Below are 17,570 nucleotides of genomic sequence, written 5' to 3'. Positions count from 1 at the left end.
GCCCGGTGGATGGCCGGTGCGTCCTCGGTGGAACCGAAAACGGGAGGGGCGCCGCGCGGTGGCGCGGCGCCCCTCCCGTGTGATCCGGATGAGCGGGTCAGAGCTTCTTGGCGGCCTTCGGAGCCTCGGCCTCGGGCTTCGGCTCGGAGTCCTCGGCCTCGGCGGTGACCGGGGCGTGCGCGCCGGCGTCCTGCGCCTTGTCCGCGTCCTCGACGGCCTTGCCTTCGCCCGCCGCGCCCTCGTCGGTCTTGGTCGCCGGGTCGGATGCCGCGGGTCCGCGGTCCGGCTCCACGACCTCTTCGCGGCCCGGCCGCAGCTTGGCCGACAGCACGAGGTAGACCACGGCCAGGATGAAGACCACGACCGAGGTCCACACGTTCAGCCGGACACCGAGGATGTGGTGCGCCTCGTCGACCCGCATGTACTCGATCCAGCCGCGGCCCACGCAGTACGCGGCGACGTACAGGGCGAACGCCCGGCCGTGGCCCAGCTTGAAGCGGCGGTCGGCCCAGATCACGAGCGCGGCGACGCCGAGGCACCACAGCGACTCGTACAGGAAGGTCGGGTGGTAGGTGCCGGCGATCCGGTTGGGGCCGTCGCTGATCTTGACCGCCCAGGGCAGGTCGGTGGCCCGCCCGTACAGCTCCTGGTTGAACCAGTTGCCCCAGCGGCCGCAGGCCTGGGCCAGCGCGATACCGGGTGCCAGGGCGTCGGCCCAGGCCGGCAGCGGGATGCCGCGCAGGCGGCAGCCGATCCAGGCGCCCACCGCGCCCAGCGCGATGGCGCCCCAGATGCCGAGGCCGCCCTCCCAGATCTTGAAGGCGTCGACCCAGTTGCGGCCCTCGCCGAAGTACAGCTGGTAGTCGGTGATCACGTGGTACAGGCGACCGCCGATCAGGCCGAACGGCACGGCCCACACCGCGATGTCCGCGACCGTGCCCGGCTTTCCGCCGCGCGCGATCCACCGCTTGTTGCCGAGCCAGACGGCGACGAAGACGCCGATGATGATGCAGAACGCGTAGCCGCGCAGCGGGATCGGTCCGAGATGGATCACGCCGGTCGACGGGCTGGGGATATAGGCAAGGTTCATGGCAGAGCCGACGCTACCCTGCCGGGCGGTACGGACCGCAACCCGCCCGGCAACCTGGCGCCAAATCGAGACGGACTCAGGGGGTGTCGGCGGCTCCCTTGGCGACCCCGGCCGATCCGGCCCGCGATCCCGTCGAGGACGACCCGGACATGCCCGAGGAAGTGGACGAAGACTTCACCGAGCCCGACGAAGAGCCGGAAGAAGAGCCGGACGAAGAGCCCGCCGATGAGGCCGACGGCGATGCGGAGGCCGAGCCCTTCGCGCCCTTCCCGGAGGGGCTCGGCGAGGCGGACGGCGAGGCGCTCGCGCCCCCGGCGCCCTTCGCGGCGCCCTCCACCTGCTCCTTGAGCTTCTGCGGGGTGACGGGGTTGGCCTGGTCGGCGAAGAGGTCCTTGCCGTTCAGGAGCACGGCCGGGGTGCCCTTGAACTTCCCGGCGCGGAAGGCCTCGAAGGACTTGTTCACCCAGCTGTTGTGCGTCCCGTCCTCGACGCACTTGCGGAACTCCGGAGTGTCCAGCCCGTCCACCTTGGCGGCCAGCTCCAGCAGCTTGGCGTTCTTCCCGTAGGCGTCGTCGATCTCCTGCGGCTGGTTCTCGAACAGGACGTCGTGGTACGCCGCGAACTTCCCGGCGTCCTGCGCGCAGGCGGCGGCGTTCGCGGCCTTCAGCGAGCCGCTGCCGCCCATGTTCCCGTCGATCAGGGTGACGATGTGGTAATCGACCTTGAGCAGCCCCTTGGCCTCCAGGTCGTGGACCGTGTCCCGGTAGTTGGTCTCGAAGGACTTGCACGCCGGGCAGCGGAAGTCCTCCCACACCGTCAGCGTGGACTTGGCCTCGGGCTTGCCCGTCTGGATGGCGAGCGCGTCCTTGCCGGTGGCCCCGGAGGGGGCGGTCACCGGACCTCCGCCGGCGGACTTGTCGCCGCCGGTGTTGGCCGCGATCAGGCCGACGACGGCCGCCAGGCCGAGGACGCCCACCACGGCCGACGCCACGATGAGGGTCCGCCGCCGCTTTTCCCTCTTCTTCTCGCGCTCACGCTCCACCTGGAGCCGCTCGCGGGCCGATCGTTTCGCTTCGCGGTTCGCACCGTCGTTCATCTCGCTCACGTGCGGCCAAACGAAGCGGGGAGGCACTCGCGTGCCTCCCCGCCCCCACTTCCACCCGATCGGACTACAGAACCCGATCAAGGGTTCGCGCCGTGGATCGAACGCGTGGGTCAGCTCCTGTCTCCGTCAGCTCCTGCGCACGCCTTCCGCGAGCTCGCCCGCCAGCGCCCGTACGGCGGCCAGCCCGGCCGGCAGGTCCGGCGCGTCCAGCAGCAGCTTCACGAACGCCGAGCCGACGATGACCCCGTCGGCGAAGCTCGCGACCTGCTTGGCCTGTACGGCGTTGGAGACGCCCAGGCCGACGCAGACGGGCAGCTCGGTGGTGGCGCGCGTACGCCGGACCAGCTCCTGGGCCTCGTTGCCGACCGACTCGCGGGTGCCGGTGACACCCATCAGCGAGGCGGCGTAGACGAAACCGGAACCGGCGGCCGTGATGGTCGCCAGGCGCTCGTCCTTGCTGCTCGGAGCGACGACGAAGACGGTCGCCAGACCGTGCTTGTCGGCGTGCTCACGCCACAGCGCGGACTCCTGGACCGGCAGGTCGGGCAGGATGCAGCCCGCGCCGCCCGCCGCGGCCAGCTCGGCGGCGAACCGCTCCACGCCGTAGCGGTCGATCGGGTTCCAGTACGTCATCACCAGGACCGGGGCCCCGGTCGCCGCGTGCGCCTCGCGCACGGTGCGCAGGACGTCGGCGATCTTGACGCCGCCGCGCAGGGCGATGTCGTCGGCGGTCTGGATGACCGCGCCGTCCAGGACCGGGTCGCTGTGCGGGAGGCCGACCTCGACCACGTCCGCGCCGCCCGCGATGACGGCCTTGACGGCCTCGATCCCGCCGTCGACGGTCGGGAACCCGGCCGGGAGGTAGGCGACGAGGGCCGCACGGTCCTCGGACTTGGCCTTCGCGAGGGTGTCGCTCAGCAGCTGGATGTTCCCCGTGCTCACTTGGACTCCCCCTCGGTGTTTTCGGTCGCGTTCCGCTGCTCTGCGTCGTACAGCCCGAAGTAGCGGGCTGCCGTGTCCATGTCCTTGTCGCCGCGGCCGGACAGGTTGACCACGATCAGCCCGTCCTTGCCGAGCTCCTTGCCCAGGTCGAGGGCGCCCGCGAGCGCGTGCGCCGACTCGATGGCCGGGATGATGCCCTCGGTGCGGGAGAGCAGGCGCAGGGCCTGCATCGCGGCGTCGTCGGTGACCGCGCGGTACTCGCCGCGGCCGCTGTCCTTGAGGTACGAGTGCTCCGGGCCGATGCCCGGGTAGTCCAGACCGGCCGAGATCGAGTACGGCTCGGTGATCTGGCCCTCCTCGTCCTGGAGGACGTACGAGCGGGAGCCGTGCAGGATGCCCGGCTCGCCCGCGGTCAGCGTGGCCGCGTGCTCGCCGGTCTCGACTCCGTGTCCGGCGGGCTCGAAGCCGACCAGGCGGACGCCGGCGTCCGGGATGAAGGCGTGGAAGAGGCCGATGGCGTTCGAGCCGCCGCCGACGCAGGCCGCGACGGCGTCGGGCAGCCGGCCGGCGCGCTCCAGGATCTGGCGGCGGGCCTCGACGCCGATGACCCGGTGGAAGTCGCGGACCATGGCCGGGAAGGGGTGCGGACCGGCGACCGTGCCGAAGAGGTAGTGGGTGCGGTCCACATTGGCGACCCAGTCGCGGAACGCCTCGTTGATGGCGTCCTTGAGGGTCCGGGAGCCGGACTTCACGGCGATGACCTCGGCGCCCAGCATCCGCATCCGGGCCACGTTCAGGGCCTGGCGCTGGGTGTCGATCTCGCCCATGTAGACGGTGCACTCGAGGCCGAAGAGCGCGCAGGCGGTGGCGGTGGCGACGCCGTGCTGGCCGGCTCCGGTCTCGGCGATGACGCGGGTCTTGCCCATGCGCTTGGTGAGCAGCGCCTGGCCCAGCACGTTGTTGATCTTGTGCGAGCCGGTGTGGTTGAGGTCCTCGCGCTTGAGGAAGATCCGGGCGCCCCCGGCGTGCTCGGCGAACCGCGGCACCTCGGTGAGGGCGCTGGGCCGGCCGGTGTAGTTGACCATCAGGTCGTTGAGCTCGGCCGCGAAGGCCGGGTCGTCCTTGGCCTTCTCGTACTCGACGGCGACCTCGTCCACGGCGGCGACGAGCGCCTCCGGGATGAACTTGCCGCCGAAGTCGCCGAAGTAGCCCTCGGCGTTGGGGACGTGACCCTCCGGGTCCGGAACGAAGAACGAGCTGCTGGACATGCCCAGTACTCCTACGGGTGCGATGGGATGGATGCACCGTATTGCGCTGCAGGCCCGCCGCACGCGCACCCCGCTGCGGGGGTGGGGATGCGTACGGACGCAGCGGCCCGCGCCCGGAGCCGGCGGCTCTGGGCGACAGGCCGTGAACGAGCACCGCGCGGGGCGGTACGCGGGGCGCCGTCGTGGGACGGCGTCAGGCGTACCGGACCGGGACGGCCCTCGTCACAGCGCGTCTGTGGGGCGCCATCGCATGCCGTTGACCTGACCGGGCTCGGAGCCGATCACGTACCTGACCCGCCGCCCGTGCACCCGCCGGGCCGGGGCACGGCAGCCGCGGGGGCGGCAGCCGCGCGCCAGGGGCGCGTGCGCCGTCGGCACGCCGGCCGGGCCGCGGCCCGGTCGGGTGCGGACGGAGGGGCGGTCGTGGGCCATGGGACGGGTCAGCTCCGTCCGTGGCGCAGGGCGGGGTGGGCGCCGGCGGCGACGAGGTCGGCCACGGCCGACTTCGGGTCGCGGCCGGTGACCAGGGACTCCCCGACGAGGACGGCGTCGGCGCCCTCGTTGGCGTAGGCGATCAGGTCGTGCGGCCCGCGGATGCCGGACTCGGCAACCTTGACGATGTGGGCCGGGATCTCGCCGACGACGCGCTCGAACGTGGAGCGGTCGACCTTGAGGTCCTTGAGGTTGCGGGCATTGACGCCGATGATCTTGGCGCCGGCCGCAACCGCGCGCTCGACCTCGTCCTCGTCGTGGACCTCCACGAGCGGGGTGAGCCCGATGGACTCGGCCCGCTCGATGAGGGAGACGAGGGCCTCCTGTTCCAGGGCCGCGACGATCAGCAGCACGAGGTCGGCGCCGTAGGCGCGGGCCTCCCACAGCTGGTACGCCGTGACGATGAAGTCCTTGCGCAGGATCGGGATGTCCACGCGCGCGCGGACGGCCTCCAGGTCGGCCAGCGAGCCGCCGAAACGGCGCTGCTCGGTGAGGACGGAGATGACCGCCGCACCGCCCGCCTCGTAGTCGGCGGCGAGTCCGGCGGGATCCGCGATCGCGGCCAGCGCGCCCTTGGAGGGGCTGGAGCGCTTGACCTCGCAGATCACCTTGACGCTGTCGCCGCGCAGGGCAGCGACGCCGTCCTTGGCCTGGGGCGCCTTGGCGGCACGCTCCTTGAGCTCGTCGAGGCTCACGCGGGCCTGCCGTTCGGCAAGGTCTTCGCGGACCCCTTCGATGATCTCGTCGAGCACACTCACGCGAGCGGCCCCCTTCCGGGTCGATGACGGTCGGCCGCCTTGCAGACACGTACAACTGCAAGGTCAGCAATCAAATGGTATCCGCAGGAGGGCTTGCGCTCCGCACGCGGTTGACGGCGTCCCAATCACTGGACATTCGGAATCCGGGATTCATATGGGCCCTGGGCAGGCCGGATACGGGCCTCAGGGGGCCAGGGCGGATCCGAACGGCAGATTTCGGACCACCACGAAAACCAGCGCCAGCACCCCGATGGCCCACCAGTACGGCCCCCGCAGGGCGAAGCGCGGGGCCGGGCCGCCGCGAAAGGCGCGAACCAGCCACAGGACCATGAAGCCGGCGAAGGCGAAGTAGCCGACGACGGCCAGGGCATTCGCCCCGAAAGCGGTGATCAGATCGCCGTGGGCGAACGCGTGCGCACTGCGCAGCCCGCCGCATCCGGGGCACAGAATTCCGGTCAGCCGAAAGAGCGGGCAGACCGGATAGTGGCCGGGTTCATTGGGATCCACGGCCCCCACGTACGCAAAGGCCAGGGCCGCCGAGGCCAGTGTGAGCGCCGGCCTGGCCAGCCGCCGCGCGCGGCTCTGCGGCGGCGCGGGCGCGGGCGGCACGGGCGGCGCGGGCCCGGGCCCGGGCACCGCGAAAGGGCTGCGTGAGGCGTCGTTCACCCGCTGATTCTCTCCGCTCATGACAAAAGGCGCAGCCCGACGGGGCCGCGCCTTTCGAAGGTGTGAACCGATACCCGGACCTCGGCGGTGCTCAGACCTTGGCGGCAGCCTTGTTGGCGGCGATGACCACGGCCAGGTCCTCGTGGGCGGCCTTCGGCGCGCCCATGCCCGCGGCCTTCATCGCCAGGCCCACCACACCGCCGAGCGCGACGACGACGAGACCGGCCCAGAACCCGAGCGGGTTCGCGATCACCATGAACGCGCCGGAGATGCAGAAACCGATGAAGGCGATGGTGACACCGGTCCAGGCGGCCGGGGTGTGTCCGTGGTTCGTGCCCGCCATGAGTTGCTCCTCGTTTGCTCTGTCGCAGGTTGTTCAAAAAACGCGGTCTGAGTCGAATGCTCGGTGGCCATTGTCCCGCACCGGGCGCGGTGCATGGTCAGCGGGTCGGGTCCTCGCCGCGGTCCAGGGCCTTCCACAGGTCCTCGGGCCGGTCGGGGTCCACCGACGCCGCCTTGCGGGACCGGGGGCTGCCGTCCCGCTCGTAGCGGCCGCCCATCGCCGGCCAGCTGCGGCCGAAGCGCAGGGCCAGCAGTCCGGCGACCAGGATCAGGGCCGCGCCGGCGGCCGTGATGTACGGCCAGGCCGTGTGCGTCAGCGCCCCCACCTGCGCCGCGGTGTCCGCGGTCGTACGGGCGGCCTGCGCGTCCAGCGCCTGCCGGTCGTCGGCGGCCAGCACCGCGGAGAGCGCCGCGCCCAGGCCGCTCAGCGCGAGCAGCCCGGAGACCAGCAGCCGGCTCCTGCCGCGTACGGCGAACACGGCCACCAGGGCCGCGAGGCCCACGATGGCCAGGGCCGCCGGGAGCCCGGTCACGGCCCGCCCGTCCGCGGTCAGCGGCAGCGAGCCGCCTCCCACGGCGGCGGTGCCCCGGGCCCAGACGCGGCCGGAGGCGAGCAGGACGACGGTGGCACCGAGCGCGCCGAGCAGCAGGGCGGCGGCCACACTGCGGCGGCCGCCGCGGCCGGCGCCGCCGTCCGCAGTGTCCGCGGCGCCGGCGGAGGGGGCGTCGGTGTCGTTTCGGGGTGGGGGTACGGCACTCACGCACCCCACTATCCCCTACGCCGTCACGAGCCGTTCAGCCGGTTCGCCGCTCCCACCGCGCGCAGCACGGCGGCCGCCTTGTTGCGGCACTCGTTGTCCTCCAGCTCGGGCACCGAGTCCGCGACGACTCCCGCGCCGGCCTGGACGTACGCCGTGCCGTCGCGCAGCAGCGCGGTGCGGATGGCGATGGCCGTGTCGGAGTCCCCGGCGAAGTCGAGGTAGCCGACGCAGCCGCCGTACAGGCCGCGGCGGGAGGGTTCGAGCTCCTCGATGATCTGCATGGCGCGCGGCTTGGGAGCGCCCGAGAGGGTGCCGGCCGGGAAGCAGGCGGTGAGCACGTCGAAGGCGGTCCTGCCCTCGGCGACGCGGCCGGTGACGGTCGAGACGATGTGCATGACGTGCGAGTACCGCTCGATCGACATGAAGTCGACGACCTCGACCGATCCCGGCTCGCAGACCCGGCCCAGGTCGTTGCGGCCCAGGTCGACGAGCATCAGGTGCTCGGCGCGCTCCTTGGGGTCGGCCAGCAGCTCCTCGGCGAGCTCGTGGTCCTCCTGCGGGGTGGCCCCGCGGTGGCGGGTGCCGGCGATCGGGTGGACCATGGCCCGCCCGTCCTCGACCTTGACCAGGGCCTCGGGGCTGGACCCGACGACGTCGAAGCCGTTCTCGAAGCGGAACAGGTACATGTACGGCGACGGGTTGGTGGCCCGCAGCACCCGGTAGACGTCCAGCGCGGAGGCCGTGCAGGGGGTCTCGAACCGCTGCGAGGGCACCACCTGGAAGGCCTCGCCGGCCCGGATCCGCTCCTTGATGTCCTCGACGGCGTCCTGGTACTTCTCGCCGCCCCACAGCGCGGAGAACTCGGGCAGCTCGGAGGCGGGCAGCGGCGTGGGCGTGTAGGGGGCGGGACGCGCGAGGTCGGCCTCCATCGCGTCCAGCCGGGCCACCGCGTCCGCGTACGCCTCGTCCACGCCGGTGTCGAGGTCGTTGTGGTTGATGGCGTTGGCGATGAGCTGGACGGTGCCGTCCCAGTGGTCCATGACCGCCAGGTCGGAGGTGAGCAGCATGGTCAGCTCGGGCAGCTGCAGGTCGTCGGCGGTGTGCTCGCCGATGCGCTCCAGGCGGCGCACGATGTCGTAGCCGAGGTAGCCGACCATGCCGCCGGTGAAGGGCGGCATCCCGCCCGCGAGGTCGCGGGGCGTGTGCAGGGTCTGGACGGTGGCGCGCAGGGCCTCGAGCGGGTCGCCGTCGGTGGGGACGCCGACGGGCGGGGTGCCGATCCAGTGCGCCCGGCCGTCGCGGACGGTCAGCGTGGAGGCGCTGCGTACGCCGACGAAGGAGTAGCGGGACCAGGAGCGGCCGTTCTCGGCGGACTCCAGGAGGAAGGTGCCCGGGCGTTCGGCGGCCAGCTTGCGGTAGAGCCCGACGGGGGTGTCGCCGTCGGCCAGCAGCTTGCGGCTCACGGGGATGACGCGGCGGTCCGCCGCGAGCTTGCGGAACGTCTCAAGATCCATGGCTTGGGACCCTACCTACCTATTCGGCCAGCGGAAGGACATCGGCGTCGAAGCACGTACGGGCGCCCGTGTGGCAGGCGGCGCCGACCTGGTCGACCTTGACGAGGAGGGTGTCGGCGTCGCAGTCGAGGGCGACGGACTTCACGTGCTGGAAGTGGCCGGAAGTGTCCCCCTTCACCCAGTACTCCTGGCGGCTGCGGGACCAGTACGTGCAGCGGCCGGTGGTCAGGGTGCGGTGCAAGGCCTCGTCGTCCATCCAGCCGAGCATGAGCACCTCACCGGTGTCGTACTGCTGGGCGATGGCGGGAACCAGGCCGTCGGCGGAGCGCTTGAGCCGGGCGGCGATGGCGGGATCGAGGGAGGACGTACTCATGGGGGCCATTGTGCCGCGCCCGGGCGGCGGTGACGGATCACCGTCCGCCTGATGAGCGGGCACGGGCCGGGTTCCGGCCGTAGGCTGGCCCCCATGTCTACCCATGCGAAGCGTGAACGCCTGCTGCTGGCGGACCTGTTGGAGGCGGCCGGGCCGGAGGCGCCGACGCTGTGCGACGGCTGGCGGGCCCGGGAGCTGGCGGCGCACGTGGTGGTCCGGGAGCGCCGCCCGGACGCGGCGGGCGGCCTGCTGCTGAACGTCCTGAAGGACCGGCTGGACAAGGCGATGGCCGAGTACACGGCCAAGCCGTACGAGGAACTGATCCAGCTGATCCGGACCGGCCCGCCGAAGATGTCCTTGTACGCGCTGAAGCAGATCGACGAGGCGGCGAACGCGGTGGAGTTCTACGTCCACGCGGAGGACGTCCGCCGGGCCCAGCCGGACTGGTCGCCGCGCCGGCTGGACCCGGTGTTCTCGGACGCCCTGTGGTCCCGCCTGGAGAGGCTGGCCCGCCTGACGGGCCGCCGCTCCCCGGTGGGCCTGGTGCTGCGCCGCCCGAACGGCCAGACCACGGTCGCCCACAAGGGCACCCCGGTGGTGACGGTCACCGGCGAACCGGGCGAACTGATCCTCTTCTGCTTCGGCCGCCAGGACGCCGCCGCGGTGGAACTGGACGGCCCGAAGGAAGCCATCGCCAAACTGACGACGGCCAAGCTGGGGATCTAGGCCTGCGGGGCGGATGCTGCTCCGCCGCGGGGCCGGATCTTTCCGGCCCCGCGCAGCGTTCAGCGGACCGGGTGGCCGGCCTGGCGGAGGGTTTCCTTGACCTGGCCGATCCGCAGGTCGCCGAAGTGGAACACCGAGGCCGCGAGCACCGCATCGGCGCCCGCATCGATCGCCGGGGCGAAGTGCTCCAGCCTGCCCGCACCGCCCGAGGCGATCACCGGCACCGTGACGTGCTTGCGCACGGCAGCGATCATCTCGGTGTCGTACCCGTCCTTCGTGCCGTCCGCGTCCATCGAGTTCAGCAGGATCTCCCCGGCGCCCAGTTCGGCCGCCCGGTGCGCCCACTCGACGGCGTCGATGCCGGTGCCCTGGCGGCCGCCGTGCGTGGTGACCTCGAAGGAACCGGTCGGCGTGCGGCGGGCGTCGACGGACAGCACCAGGACCTGCCGCCCGAAGCGCTCCGCGATCTCCTGGATCAGCTCGGGCCGCGCGATGGCGGCGGTGTTCACGCCCACCTTGTCGGCGCCGGCCCGCAGCAGCTTGTCCACGTCCTCCGCGGTGCGGACGCCGCCGCCCACGGTCAGCGGGATGAAGACCTGCTCGGCGGTCCGCCGCACCACGTCGTACGTGGTCTCGCGGTTCCCGGACGACGCGGTGATGTCGAGGAAGGTCAGCTCGTCGGCGCCCTCGGCGTCGTACAGCTTGGCCATCTCCACCGGGTCACCCGCATCGCGCAGGTTCTGGAAGTTGACACCCTTGACGACGCGGCCGTTGTCCACGTCCAGGCAGGGGATCACTCGTACGGCGAGCGACATCAGGACTCCCCTCGGAAGGCTTCGGCTCGGAAGGCTTCGACCTCGACCTCGACGACCAGGCTGGGGTCGATGAAGCCGGAGACGATGATCATGGAGGCGGCGGGGCGGACGGAGTCGAAGAGCTCCTTGTGGGCGCGGCCCACCTCGTCCACGTCCCGCGCGTGGGTGATGTACATCCGGGTCCGGACCACGTGCTCCGCGCCCAGACCGACCTGCTTCAGCGCGTCGATCGCGACGCGGAAGGAGTTGACGGTCTGCTCGTACGGGCCGCCGGCCACGATCTTGCCGTCGACGACGGAGGTGCAGCCGGAGACGAGCACGAGCCCGTTCGGCAGCTCCACGGCGCGGGAGTACCCCACGGCCTCCTCCCAGGGGCCGCCCGACGAGATGCGGCGGACCTCACCAGCACTGCTCATGAGCCGGACACCACCTGGAGGGCCTCTTCCAGGGTGAAGGCCTTGGCGTACAGGGCCTTGCCCACGATCGCGCCCTCGACGCCCAGCGGCACCAGCCCGGACAGCGCCCGCAGGTCGTCCAGCGAGGAGATCCCGCCGGAGGCCACGACCGGCCGGTCGGTGGCGGCGCAGACGTTCTTCAGCAGCTCCAGGTTGGGGCCGGTCAGCGTGCCGTCCTTGCCGATGTCGGTGACGACGTACCGGGCGCAGCCCTCGGAGTCCAGGCGCGCGAGGGTCTCGTAGAGGTCCCCGCCCTCGCTGGTCCAGCCGCGGCCCTTGAGGGTGGTGCCGCGTACGTCGAGGCCGATGGCGATCTTGTCGCCGTGCTCGGCGATGGCCTTGGCGGCCCACTCGGGGGTCTCCAGGGCGGCGGTGCCGAGGTTGACGCGGGTGCAGCCGGTGGCGAGGGCCGCGGCGAGCGAGGCGTCGTCGCGGATGCCGCCGGACAGCTCGACCTTGATGTCCATGGCGCCGGTGATCTCGGCGACCAGGGCGCGGTTGTCGCCGGTGCCGAAGGCGGCGTCCAGGTCGACGAGGTGCAGCCATTCCGCGCCGGAGGCCTGCCAGGCGAGGGCCGCATCGAGCGGGGAGCCGTAGGAGGTCTCGCTGCCGGACACCCCGTGCACGAGGCGGACGGCCTGCCCGTCGCGGACGTCGACCGCGGGGAGGAGTTCCAGCTTGTTGACGGGCATCAAAGGGTCTCGATCCAGTTGGTGAGGAGCTGGGCTCCGGCGTCGCCGGACTTCTCGGGGTGGAACTGGGTGGCCCACAGGGCCCTGTTCTCCACCGCCGCGACGAAGGGTTCGCCGTGCGTGGCCCAGGTGACCCTGGGAGCGCGGATCGCGGGGTTGGTGACTTCCAGGCTCCAGTTGCGGACCGCGTACGAGTGCACGAAGTAGAACCGGGAGTCGGCGTCCAGGCCCTTGAAGGCCTGGCTGTCGGCCGGGGCGTCCACGGTGTTCCAGCCCATGTGGGGCACGATCGGGGCGCGCAGCGGCTCGACGGTGCCGGGCCACTCGTCGAGGCCCTCCGTCTCCACGCCGTGCTCGATGCCGCGCTCGAAGAGGATCTGCATGCCGACGCAGATGCCCATGACGGGGCGGCCGCCGGAGAGCCGGCGGCCGATGATCCAGTCGCCGCGGGCGTCCTTCAGGCCCTGCATGCAGGCGGAGAAGGCGCCGACACCGGGGACGAGGAGCCCGTCGGCGTCCATCGCCTTGTCGTAGTCGCGGGTGATCTCGACGTCCGCGCCGACGCGCGCGAGAGCACGCTCGGCGGAACGGACGTTTCCGAAGCCGTAGTCGAAGACCACGACCGTCTTGGTCGGACGGGCTGCGCTCATTCCCAAATCCCCTGGATCCGCAGGACTCCGGCGGCGAGGCACATCGCGGAGCCGATGGCGAGCAGGATGATGACCGACTTGGGCATCTGCTGCTTCTGGAAGGAGTAGACGCCTCCGGCCAAGAAGAGGCCGAAGACGATCAGGATGGTGTTGAGGCCGTTCACGGCTAGAGGGCGCCCTTCGTGGAGGGCAGGATTCCGGCGGCGCGCGGGTCGAACTCGGCCGCGTAGCGCAGGGCGCGCGCGAGGGCCTTGAACTGGCACTCCACGATGTGGTGGGCGTTGCGGCCGTACGGGACGTGGATGTGCAGGGCGATCTGGGCCTGCGCGACGAACGACTCGAAGATGTGCCGGGTCATCGTCGTGTCGTACTCGCCGATCATCGGCGCCATGTTCTCGGGCTCGGTGTGCACGAGGTACGGGCGGCCGGACAGGTCGACGGTCACCTGGGCGAGGGACTCGTCGAGCGGCACGGTGCAGTTGCCGAAGCGGTAGATGCCGACCTTGTCGCCGAGGGCCTGCTTGAAGGCGGCGCCGAGCGCGAGGGCGGTGTCCTCGATGGTGTGGTGGCTGTCGATGTGCAGGTCGCCGTCCGTCTTGACCGTGAGGTCGAAGAGGCCGTGGCGGCCGAGCTGGTCGAGCATGTGGTCGTAGAAGCCCACGCCCGTCGAGACGTCGACCTTGCCGGTGCCGTCGAGGTTTATCTCGACGAGGACCGAAGTCTCCTTCGTGGTCCGTTCGACCCGTCCGATGCGGCTCATGCGTGCTGCTCCTTCTTCAGTGCGCGAACCGCTTCCAGGAACGCGTCGTTCTCGGCCGGGGTGCCGGCGGTGACCCGCAGCCAGCCCGGTACGCCGTTGTCCCTGACCAGGACACCCTGGTCGAGGATCTTCTGCCAGGCGGTGTGCGAGTCCTCGAACTTCCCGAACTGGATGAAGTTCGCGTCGGACTCGGTGACCTCGCAGCCCATCGCCCGCAGCTCGGTCACGAGGCGGTCCCGCTCGGCCTTGAGCTGCTCGACGTAGCCGAGCAAGGTGTCGGTGTGCTCCAGGGCGGCCAGCGCGGTCGCCTGGGTGACGGCCGACAGGTGGTACGGCAGGCGTACGAGCTGGACGGCGTCGACCACGGCCGGGTGCGCGGCCAGGTAGCCCAGGCGCAGTCCGGCGGCGCCGAAGGCCTTGGACATGGTCCGGGAGACCACCAGGTTGGGGCGGCCCTCGATCAGCGGCAGGAGCGAGTCCCGGTGGCTGAACTCCACGTACGCCTCGTCCACGATGACGAGCGAGGGCTTGGCCGCCTGCGCGGCCTCGTAGAGCGCGAGGACGGTCTCCGCCTCGACCGCGGTACCCGTGGGGTTGTTGGGCGAGGTGATGAAGACGACGTCGGGGGCGTTCTCGGCGATGGCCTGCTCGGCCGCCTCCACGTCCACGCGGAAGTCCTCCCGGCGCGGGCCGGAGATCCAGCCCGTCCCGGTGCCGCGGGCGATCAGCGCGTGCATGGAGTACGAGGGCTCGAAGCCGATCGCGGTGCGGCCCGGGCCGCCGAAGGTCTGCAGCAGCTGCTGGATGACCTCGTTGGAGCCGTTGGCGGCCCATACGTTCTCCCGCGCGACCGGGTGCTTGCCCGTACGGGTGAGGTAGGCGGCCAGGGCGGTCCGCAGCTCGACCGCGTCCCGGTCGGGGTAGCGGTTGAGGGTGCGGGCGGCGGCGGCGACGCGCTCGGCGATCCGCCGGACCAGCTCCTCGGGGAGCTCGTACGGGTTCTCGTTGGTGTTCAGCTGGACGGGCACGTCGAGCTGCGGGGCGCCGTACGGGGTCTTGCCGCGCAGCTCGTCCCGGATGGGGAGGTCGTCGATCCCGATGGGTCCGGAGGTCACGGGGTGGGCACCTTCCAACCGAAGCGGGCCTTGAGGGCCGCGCCGTGCGCGGGCAGGTCTTCGGCCTCGGCCAGCGTCACCACGTGGTGGGTGACCTCGGCGAGGGCGTCCCGCGTGTAGTCGACGATGTGGATGCCGCGCAGGAAGGACTGCACGGACAGGCCGGAGGAGTGGCAGGCGCAGCCGCCGGTGGGCAGTACGTGGTTCGACCCGGCGCAGTAGTCGCCGAGCGAGACCGGGGCCCACGGGCCGACGAAGATCGCACCGGCGTTGCGGACGCGGGCGGCCCAGGCCGCGGCGTCGGCGGTCTGGATCTCCAGGTGCTCGGCGCCGTACGCGTCGACGACCTTGAGGCCGTCCTCCAGGCTGTCGACCAGCACGATCGCGGACTGCCTGCCCGCGAGCGCCGGCTTGATCCGGTCCTCGACGTGCTTGGTGGCCGCGACCTGCGGCTCCAGCTCCCGCTCGACGGCGGCCGCGAGCTCCTCGGAGTCCGTGACGAGCACGGCGGCGGCCAGCGGGTCGTGCTCGGCCTGGCTGATCAGGTCGGCGGCCACGTGCACCGGGTCGGCCGTGGAGTCCGCGAGGACCGCGATCTCCGTCGGGCCGGCCTCGGTGTCGATGCCGATCTTCCCGGTGAAGTAGCGCTTGGCGGCGGCGACCCAGATGTTGCCGGGGCCCGTCACCATGTTCGTGGCGGCGCACTCCTCGGTGCCGTACGCGAACATCGCGACGGCCTGCGCTCCGCCGGCCGCGTAGACCTCGTCCACGCCGAGCAGCGCGCACGCGGCGAGGATCGTCGGGTGCGGCAGTCCGCCGAACTCGACCTGCGGCGGGGACGCGAGCGCGATCGACTCGACGCCCGCCTCCTGCGCCGGTACGACGTTCATGACGACGGACGACGGGTACACGGAGCGGCCGCCGGGCGCGTACAGGCCCACGCGCTCGACCGGAACCCACTTCTCGGTCACGGTGCCGCCCGGGACCACCTGGGTGGTGTGCTCGGTGCGGCGCTGCTCGCGGTGCACGATCCGGGCGCGCCGGATGGACTCCTCGAGGGCGGCACGGACGGCCGGGTCGAGCTCGTCGAGCGCGGTCTTGAGCGCCGCGGCATCCACCCTGACCTGCGAGAGTTCCACGCCGTCGAACTTCCGCGCGTAGTCGATCAGCGCCGCCGTGCCACGATGATGGACGTCCTCGCAGATGGGCCGCACCTTCTCCAGGGCAGCTTCTACGTCGAACTCGGCACGGGGCAGCAGATCGCGCAGGGCGCCGCCCTCGGGGAGGGCGTCACCGCGCAGGTCGATACGAGAGATCACCTCCCAATTCTCTCAGACCGTCTCCCGCCACCGTCCGCCTGTATCACTGGCTGATACACGCCCCGGATGTCACTGCCGCCCACTAGCGTTCCCCGTACACGTATGCACAGCGGAGGGGGGCCGCCATGGCGGAGGCACGGCCGGGCGAGGAACCCGCGGATCTCACCGGTCCCGAACGCCGTATGTGGCAGGCGTTCCGGACGGGCAGCGTGTGCGATCTCAGCGCCCGCGCCGCCGACGAGGACGATCCGCACGGCGACCGGGCCTGGGACGCCGGGCGCAGCGTCCGAGCCCAGGTGGTGGCGCTGCTGCTGCTCCACGGGCCGCCGCCGGTGCCGGGCCGGGTGGCCTCGCTGAAGCTGCGCGGCGTACGGATCACCGGGCGGCTCGACCTGTCCGGCGGCCTCGTGCAGCCCTACGTCGAACTCCAGTCCTGCCGCTTCGACAGCGAGATCCAGCTGTCCGAGACCCGGTGCGTCACCCTGCGCCTGGTCAACTGCGCGATACCCCGGCTGGACGCCTCCCGGCTGCACACCGAGGGCGATCTGCACCTGCCGCGCTGCCGGGTGGCCCGCGGGATCCGGCTGACCGACGCGCAGATCGGCACCGACCTGCTGATCAGCCAGGCCGTGGTGCAGCGGGACAACAAGGGCCGGGCCATCGCCGCGGACGGGATGTCCGTCGCGCAGGACTTCCAGGGCGAGCTGCTGGAGACGTACGGGGAGGTGAGTCTGCGCGGCGCGAAGGTCGGCGTGTCGATGAACCTGCGCGGGGCGCGGCTGCGCAACCCGTACGGGCGGCGCGCGCTGAACGCCCCGCAGCTGACCGTCGAGCGGACCCTGTACCTGACGTCGATCGCCCTCGACTACGTCCTCGGCGACTCCGGCTCCTCCACTCCCCCGTACGGGCTCGGCCAGACCCCGACGCGCGGGCAGCGGGCCCAGCGGTTCGAATGCCGGGGCGGGCTGCGCCTGGACGACGGCCGCTTCGGCGACGCGGTCGACTTCTACGGCGCCCGGTTCACGCTGACCGAGGACCAGGAGGTCTCGCTGCGCCGGATCCAGACGCCGGAGCTGCGGTTCGTCGGCGAGCGGCCGGAGCGGGGGCGGGTGGTGCTGTCGGGGGCGAAGGTCGTCAAGCTGGTCGACACCTCCACCAGCTGGCCCGGCCGGGGCGGCGTGTCGATGGAGGGGTTCGCGTACGAGAACCTCGCGCCCCGCGGCCACTTCCCGCTGCCGCGCCGGCTGGCGTGGGTGGAGGCGGCCACTGCGGAGTACTCGCCGGAGCCGTACGAGCGGCTGGCCGCCGTACTGCGCGCCAGCGGCGAGGACGCGGACGCCCGCGAGGTGCTGCTCGCCAAGCAGCGGCGGCGCCGGGCCACCCTGCCTCCGGCGCTCAAGGCGTGGGGGTACCTCCAGGACTGGACGGTGGCGTACGGGTACCGCCCGGGCCGGGCCGCGCTGTGGATGGCGGTGCTGTGGGCGGCGGGCGCGCTGCTCTTCTCCCGGCACGAGCCGCCGCCGATCAAGGCGGACGAGCACCCGCACTGGGAGGCGGCGCTGTACGCGCTGGACCTGCTGCTCCCGGTCATCGATCTCGGCCAGGAGGGCCAGTGGAAGGTGGAGGGCGGCTGGCAGTGGGGCTCGGCGGCCCTCGTCCTGCTGGGCTGGATCCTTGCGACGACGGTGGCGGCGGGAGCCTCGCGTCTGCTGAGGCGGGGATGACGG

The 17,570-nt window shown here is 72.0% G+C and carries 20 protein-coding genes and 1 pseudogene; 2 read left to right on the top strand and 19 right to left on the bottom strand.

The annotated features are described in order from the left end of the window. Nucleotides 1-97 precede the first annotated feature (97 nt). From lgt to hisI, 11 genes and pseudogenes are all read right to left on the bottom strand, one after another. Nucleotides 98-1,090 carry a prolipoprotein diacylglyceryl transferase gene (lgt, locus tag OG299_RS28580; RefSeq protein ID WP_327363024.1) on the bottom strand — a complete coding sequence of 331 codons (993 nt, stop codon included), beginning with the start codon at nucleotides 1,088-1,090 and terminating at the stop codon, nucleotides 98-100. 316 nt (nucleotides 1,091-1,406) lie between these two features. Continuing rightward, a pseudogene (locus tag OG299_RS28575) lies at nucleotides 1,407-2,186 on the bottom strand (DsbA family protein); the annotation flags it as partial. Between the two features lie 135 nt (nucleotides 2,187-2,321). After that, nucleotides 2,322-3,137 carry a tryptophan synthase subunit alpha gene (gene trpA, locus OG299_RS28570; RefSeq protein WP_266630174.1) on the bottom strand — a complete coding sequence of 272 codons (816 nt, stop codon included), beginning with the start codon at nucleotides 3,135-3,137 and terminating at the stop codon, nucleotides 2,322-2,324. Beyond that, nucleotides 3,134-4,405 (bottom strand): tryptophan synthase subunit beta, encoded by a 1,272-nt coding sequence (trpB, locus tag OG299_RS28565; protein WP_266630172.1) that lies wholly within the window; start codon nucleotides 4,403-4,405, stop codon nucleotides 3,134-3,136. The genes trpA and trpB overlap by 4 nt, the downstream gene beginning before the upstream one ends. 222 nt (nucleotides 4,406-4,627) lie before the next feature. Next, entirely contained in the window at nucleotides 4,628-4,837 is a 210-nt protein-coding gene (gene trpM, locus OG299_RS28560) for a tryptophan biosynthesis modulator TrpM (protein WP_266630170.1), read from the bottom strand. Between the two features lie 8 nt (nucleotides 4,838-4,845). Continuing rightward, nucleotides 4,846-5,655, bottom strand: coding sequence for an indole-3-glycerol phosphate synthase TrpC (gene trpC / locus OG299_RS28555; RefSeq protein ID WP_266630169.1), 810 nt, complete (start codon nucleotides 5,653-5,655; stop codon nucleotides 4,846-4,848). A gap of 183 nt (nucleotides 5,656-5,838) precedes the next feature. Then, entirely contained in the window at nucleotides 5,839-6,342 is a 504-nt protein-coding gene (locus OG299_RS28550; RefSeq protein WP_327363023.1) for a DUF2752 domain-containing protein, read from the bottom strand. 70 nt (nucleotides 6,343-6,412) lie between these two features. Further along, the gene (locus tag OG299_RS28545) at nucleotides 6,413-6,664 is read right to left on the bottom strand and encodes an HGxxPAAW family protein (RefSeq protein WP_266630167.1); all 252 of its coding nucleotides are present in this window, start codon (nucleotides 6,662-6,664) and stop codon (nucleotides 6,413-6,415) included. A gap of 97 nt (nucleotides 6,665-6,761) precedes the next feature. Then, nucleotides 6,762-7,433, bottom strand: coding sequence for a TIGR02234 family membrane protein (locus OG299_RS28540; RefSeq protein ID WP_266630166.1), 672 nt, complete (start codon nucleotides 7,431-7,433; stop codon nucleotides 6,762-6,764). A 14-nt stretch (nucleotides 7,434-7,447) separates the two neighbouring features. Continuing rightward, nucleotides 7,448-8,938, bottom strand: coding sequence for an anthranilate synthase component I (locus OG299_RS28535; RefSeq protein WP_266630165.1), 1,491 nt, complete (start codon nucleotides 8,936-8,938; stop codon nucleotides 7,448-7,450). Between the two features lie 19 nt (nucleotides 8,939-8,957). After that, nucleotides 8,958-9,320, bottom strand: coding sequence for a phosphoribosyl-AMP cyclohydrolase (gene hisI, locus OG299_RS28530; RefSeq protein WP_053786912.1), 363 nt, complete (start codon nucleotides 9,318-9,320; stop codon nucleotides 8,958-8,960). An 84-nt stretch (nucleotides 9,321-9,404) separates the two neighbouring features. Here hisI and OG299_RS28525 point away from each other — a divergent pair, with 84 nt between their 5' ends. Next, the gene (locus OG299_RS28525; protein WP_327363022.1) at nucleotides 9,405-10,037 is read left to right on the top strand and encodes a TIGR03085 family metal-binding protein; all 633 of its coding nucleotides are present in this window, start codon (nucleotides 9,405-9,407) and stop codon (nucleotides 10,035-10,037) included. A gap of 59 nt (nucleotides 10,038-10,096) precedes the next feature. On the opposite strand, the gene hisF is transcribed toward OG299_RS28525, so the two are convergent. Genes hisF through hisD form a run of 8 tightly spaced genes read right to left on the bottom strand, consistent with a single transcriptional unit; the run spans nucleotide 10,097 to nucleotide 15,843 of the window. Beyond that, nucleotides 10,097-10,852, bottom strand: a complete 756-nt coding sequence (gene hisF / locus OG299_RS28520; protein WP_266630159.1) for an imidazole glycerol phosphate synthase subunit HisF — start codon at nucleotides 10,850-10,852, stop codon at nucleotides 10,097-10,099. Further along, nucleotides 10,852-11,268 carry a RidA family protein gene (locus tag OG299_RS28515; protein WP_266630157.1) on the bottom strand — a complete coding sequence of 139 codons (417 nt, stop codon included), beginning with the start codon at nucleotides 11,266-11,268 and terminating at the stop codon, nucleotides 10,852-10,854. The genes hisF and OG299_RS28515 overlap by 1 nt, the downstream gene beginning before the upstream one ends. Then, entirely contained in the window at nucleotides 11,265-11,999 is a 735-nt protein-coding gene (priA, locus tag OG299_RS28510; RefSeq protein ID WP_327363021.1) for a bifunctional 1-(5-phosphoribosyl)-5-((5-phosphoribosylamino)methylideneamino)imidazole-4-carboxamide isomerase/phosphoribosylanthranilate isomerase PriA, read from the bottom strand. The genes OG299_RS28515 and priA overlap by 4 nt, the downstream gene beginning before the upstream one ends. Further along, entirely contained in the window at nucleotides 11,999-12,649 is a 651-nt protein-coding gene (gene hisH, locus OG299_RS28505; RefSeq protein WP_266630153.1) for an imidazole glycerol phosphate synthase subunit HisH, read from the bottom strand. Before hisH ends, priA begins: the two co-directional genes overlap by 1 nt. Beyond that, nucleotides 12,646-12,813: a CG2302 family histidine operon protein gene (locus OG299_RS28500; protein WP_266630151.1), complete on the bottom strand. Its 168-nt coding sequence runs from the start codon at nucleotides 12,811-12,813 to the stop codon at nucleotides 12,646-12,648. Before OG299_RS28500 ends, hisH begins: the two co-directional genes overlap by 4 nt. 2 nt (nucleotides 12,814-12,815) lie before the next feature. Continuing rightward, nucleotides 12,816-13,409 carry an imidazoleglycerol-phosphate dehydratase HisB gene (gene hisB, locus OG299_RS28495; protein ID WP_030155936.1) on the bottom strand — a complete coding sequence of 198 codons (594 nt, stop codon included), beginning with the start codon at nucleotides 13,407-13,409 and terminating at the stop codon, nucleotides 12,816-12,818. Next, a complete protein-coding gene (locus OG299_RS28490) occupies nucleotides 13,406-14,524 on the bottom strand; it encodes a histidinol-phosphate transaminase (protein ID WP_266630148.1) in 1,119 nt (372 codons plus the stop codon). The genes hisB and OG299_RS28490 overlap by 4 nt, the downstream gene beginning before the upstream one ends. Beyond that, nucleotides 14,521-15,843: a histidinol dehydrogenase gene (hisD, locus tag OG299_RS28485; protein ID WP_327363020.1), complete on the bottom strand. Its 1,323-nt coding sequence runs from the start codon at nucleotides 15,841-15,843 to the stop codon at nucleotides 14,521-14,523. The genes OG299_RS28490 and hisD overlap by 4 nt, the downstream gene beginning before the upstream one ends. 125 nt (nucleotides 15,844-15,968) lie before the next feature. Here hisD and OG299_RS28480 point away from each other — a divergent pair, with 125 nt between their 5' ends. Then, nucleotides 15,969-17,567, top strand: a complete 1,599-nt coding sequence (locus OG299_RS28480) for an oxidoreductase (RefSeq protein ID WP_266630144.1) — start codon at nucleotides 15,969-15,971, stop codon at nucleotides 17,565-17,567. The last annotated feature ends 3 nt before the right edge of the window (nucleotides 17,568-17,570 follow it).

Origin of the sequence: Streptomyces sp. NBC_01296, from assembly GCF_035984415.1 — a bacterium.
Classification (GTDB): Bacteria; Actinomycetota; Actinomycetes; order Streptomycetales; family Streptomycetaceae; genus Streptomyces.
Note: the sequence above shows the minus strand (reverse complement) of the source record. Positions and strands in the feature narration are given on the sequence as shown.

Excerpts from the sequence above, each read along its gene's own strand:
- lgt (WP_327363024.1), bottom strand. The coding sequence starts at position 1,090 with ATGAACCTTGCCTATATCCCCAGCCCGTCGACCGGCGTGATCCATCTC.
- trpB (WP_266630172.1), bottom strand. The coding sequence starts at position 4,405 with ATGTCCAGCAGCTCGTTCTTCGTTCCGGACCCGGAGGGTCACGTCCCC.
- trpM (WP_266630170.1), bottom strand. The coding sequence starts at position 4,837 with ATGGCCCACGACCGCCCCTCCGTCCGCACCCGACCGGGCCGCGGCCCG.
- OG299_RS28550 (WP_327363023.1), bottom strand. The coding sequence starts at position 6,342 with ATGAGCGGAGAGAATCAGCGGGTGAACGACGCCTCACGCAGCCCTTTC.
- OG299_RS28545 (WP_266630167.1), bottom strand. The coding sequence starts at position 6,664 with ATGGCGGGCACGAACCACGGACACACCCCGGCCGCCTGGACCGGTGTC.
- OG299_RS28535 (WP_266630165.1), bottom strand. The coding sequence starts at position 8,938 with ATGGATCTTGAGACGTTCCGCAAGCTCGCGGCGGACCGCCGCGTCATC.
- hisI (WP_053786912.1), bottom strand. The coding sequence starts at position 9,320 with ATGGCCCCCATGAGTACGTCCTCCCTCGATCCCGCCATCGCCGCCCGG.
- OG299_RS28525 (WP_327363022.1), top strand. The coding sequence starts at position 9,405 with ATGTCTACCCATGCGAAGCGTGAACGCCTGCTGCTGGCGGACCTGTTG.
- hisF (WP_266630159.1), bottom strand. The coding sequence starts at position 10,852 with ATGTCGCTCGCCGTACGAGTGATCCCCTGCCTGGACGTGGACAACGGC.
- OG299_RS28515 (WP_266630157.1), bottom strand. The coding sequence starts at position 11,268 with ATGAGCAGTGCTGGTGAGGTCCGCCGCATCTCGTCGGGCGGCCCCTGG.
- priA (WP_327363021.1), bottom strand. The coding sequence starts at position 11,999 with ATGCCCGTCAACAAGCTGGAACTCCTCCCCGCGGTCGACGTCCGCGAC.
- hisH (WP_266630153.1), bottom strand. The coding sequence starts at position 12,649 with ATGAGCGCAGCCCGTCCGACCAAGACGGTCGTGGTCTTCGACTACGGC.
- hisB (WP_030155936.1), bottom strand. The coding sequence starts at position 13,409 with ATGAGCCGCATCGGACGGGTCGAACGGACCACGAAGGAGACTTCGGTC.
- OG299_RS28480 (WP_266630144.1), top strand. The coding sequence starts at position 15,969 with ATGGCGGAGGCACGGCCGGGCGAGGAACCCGCGGATCTCACCGGTCCC.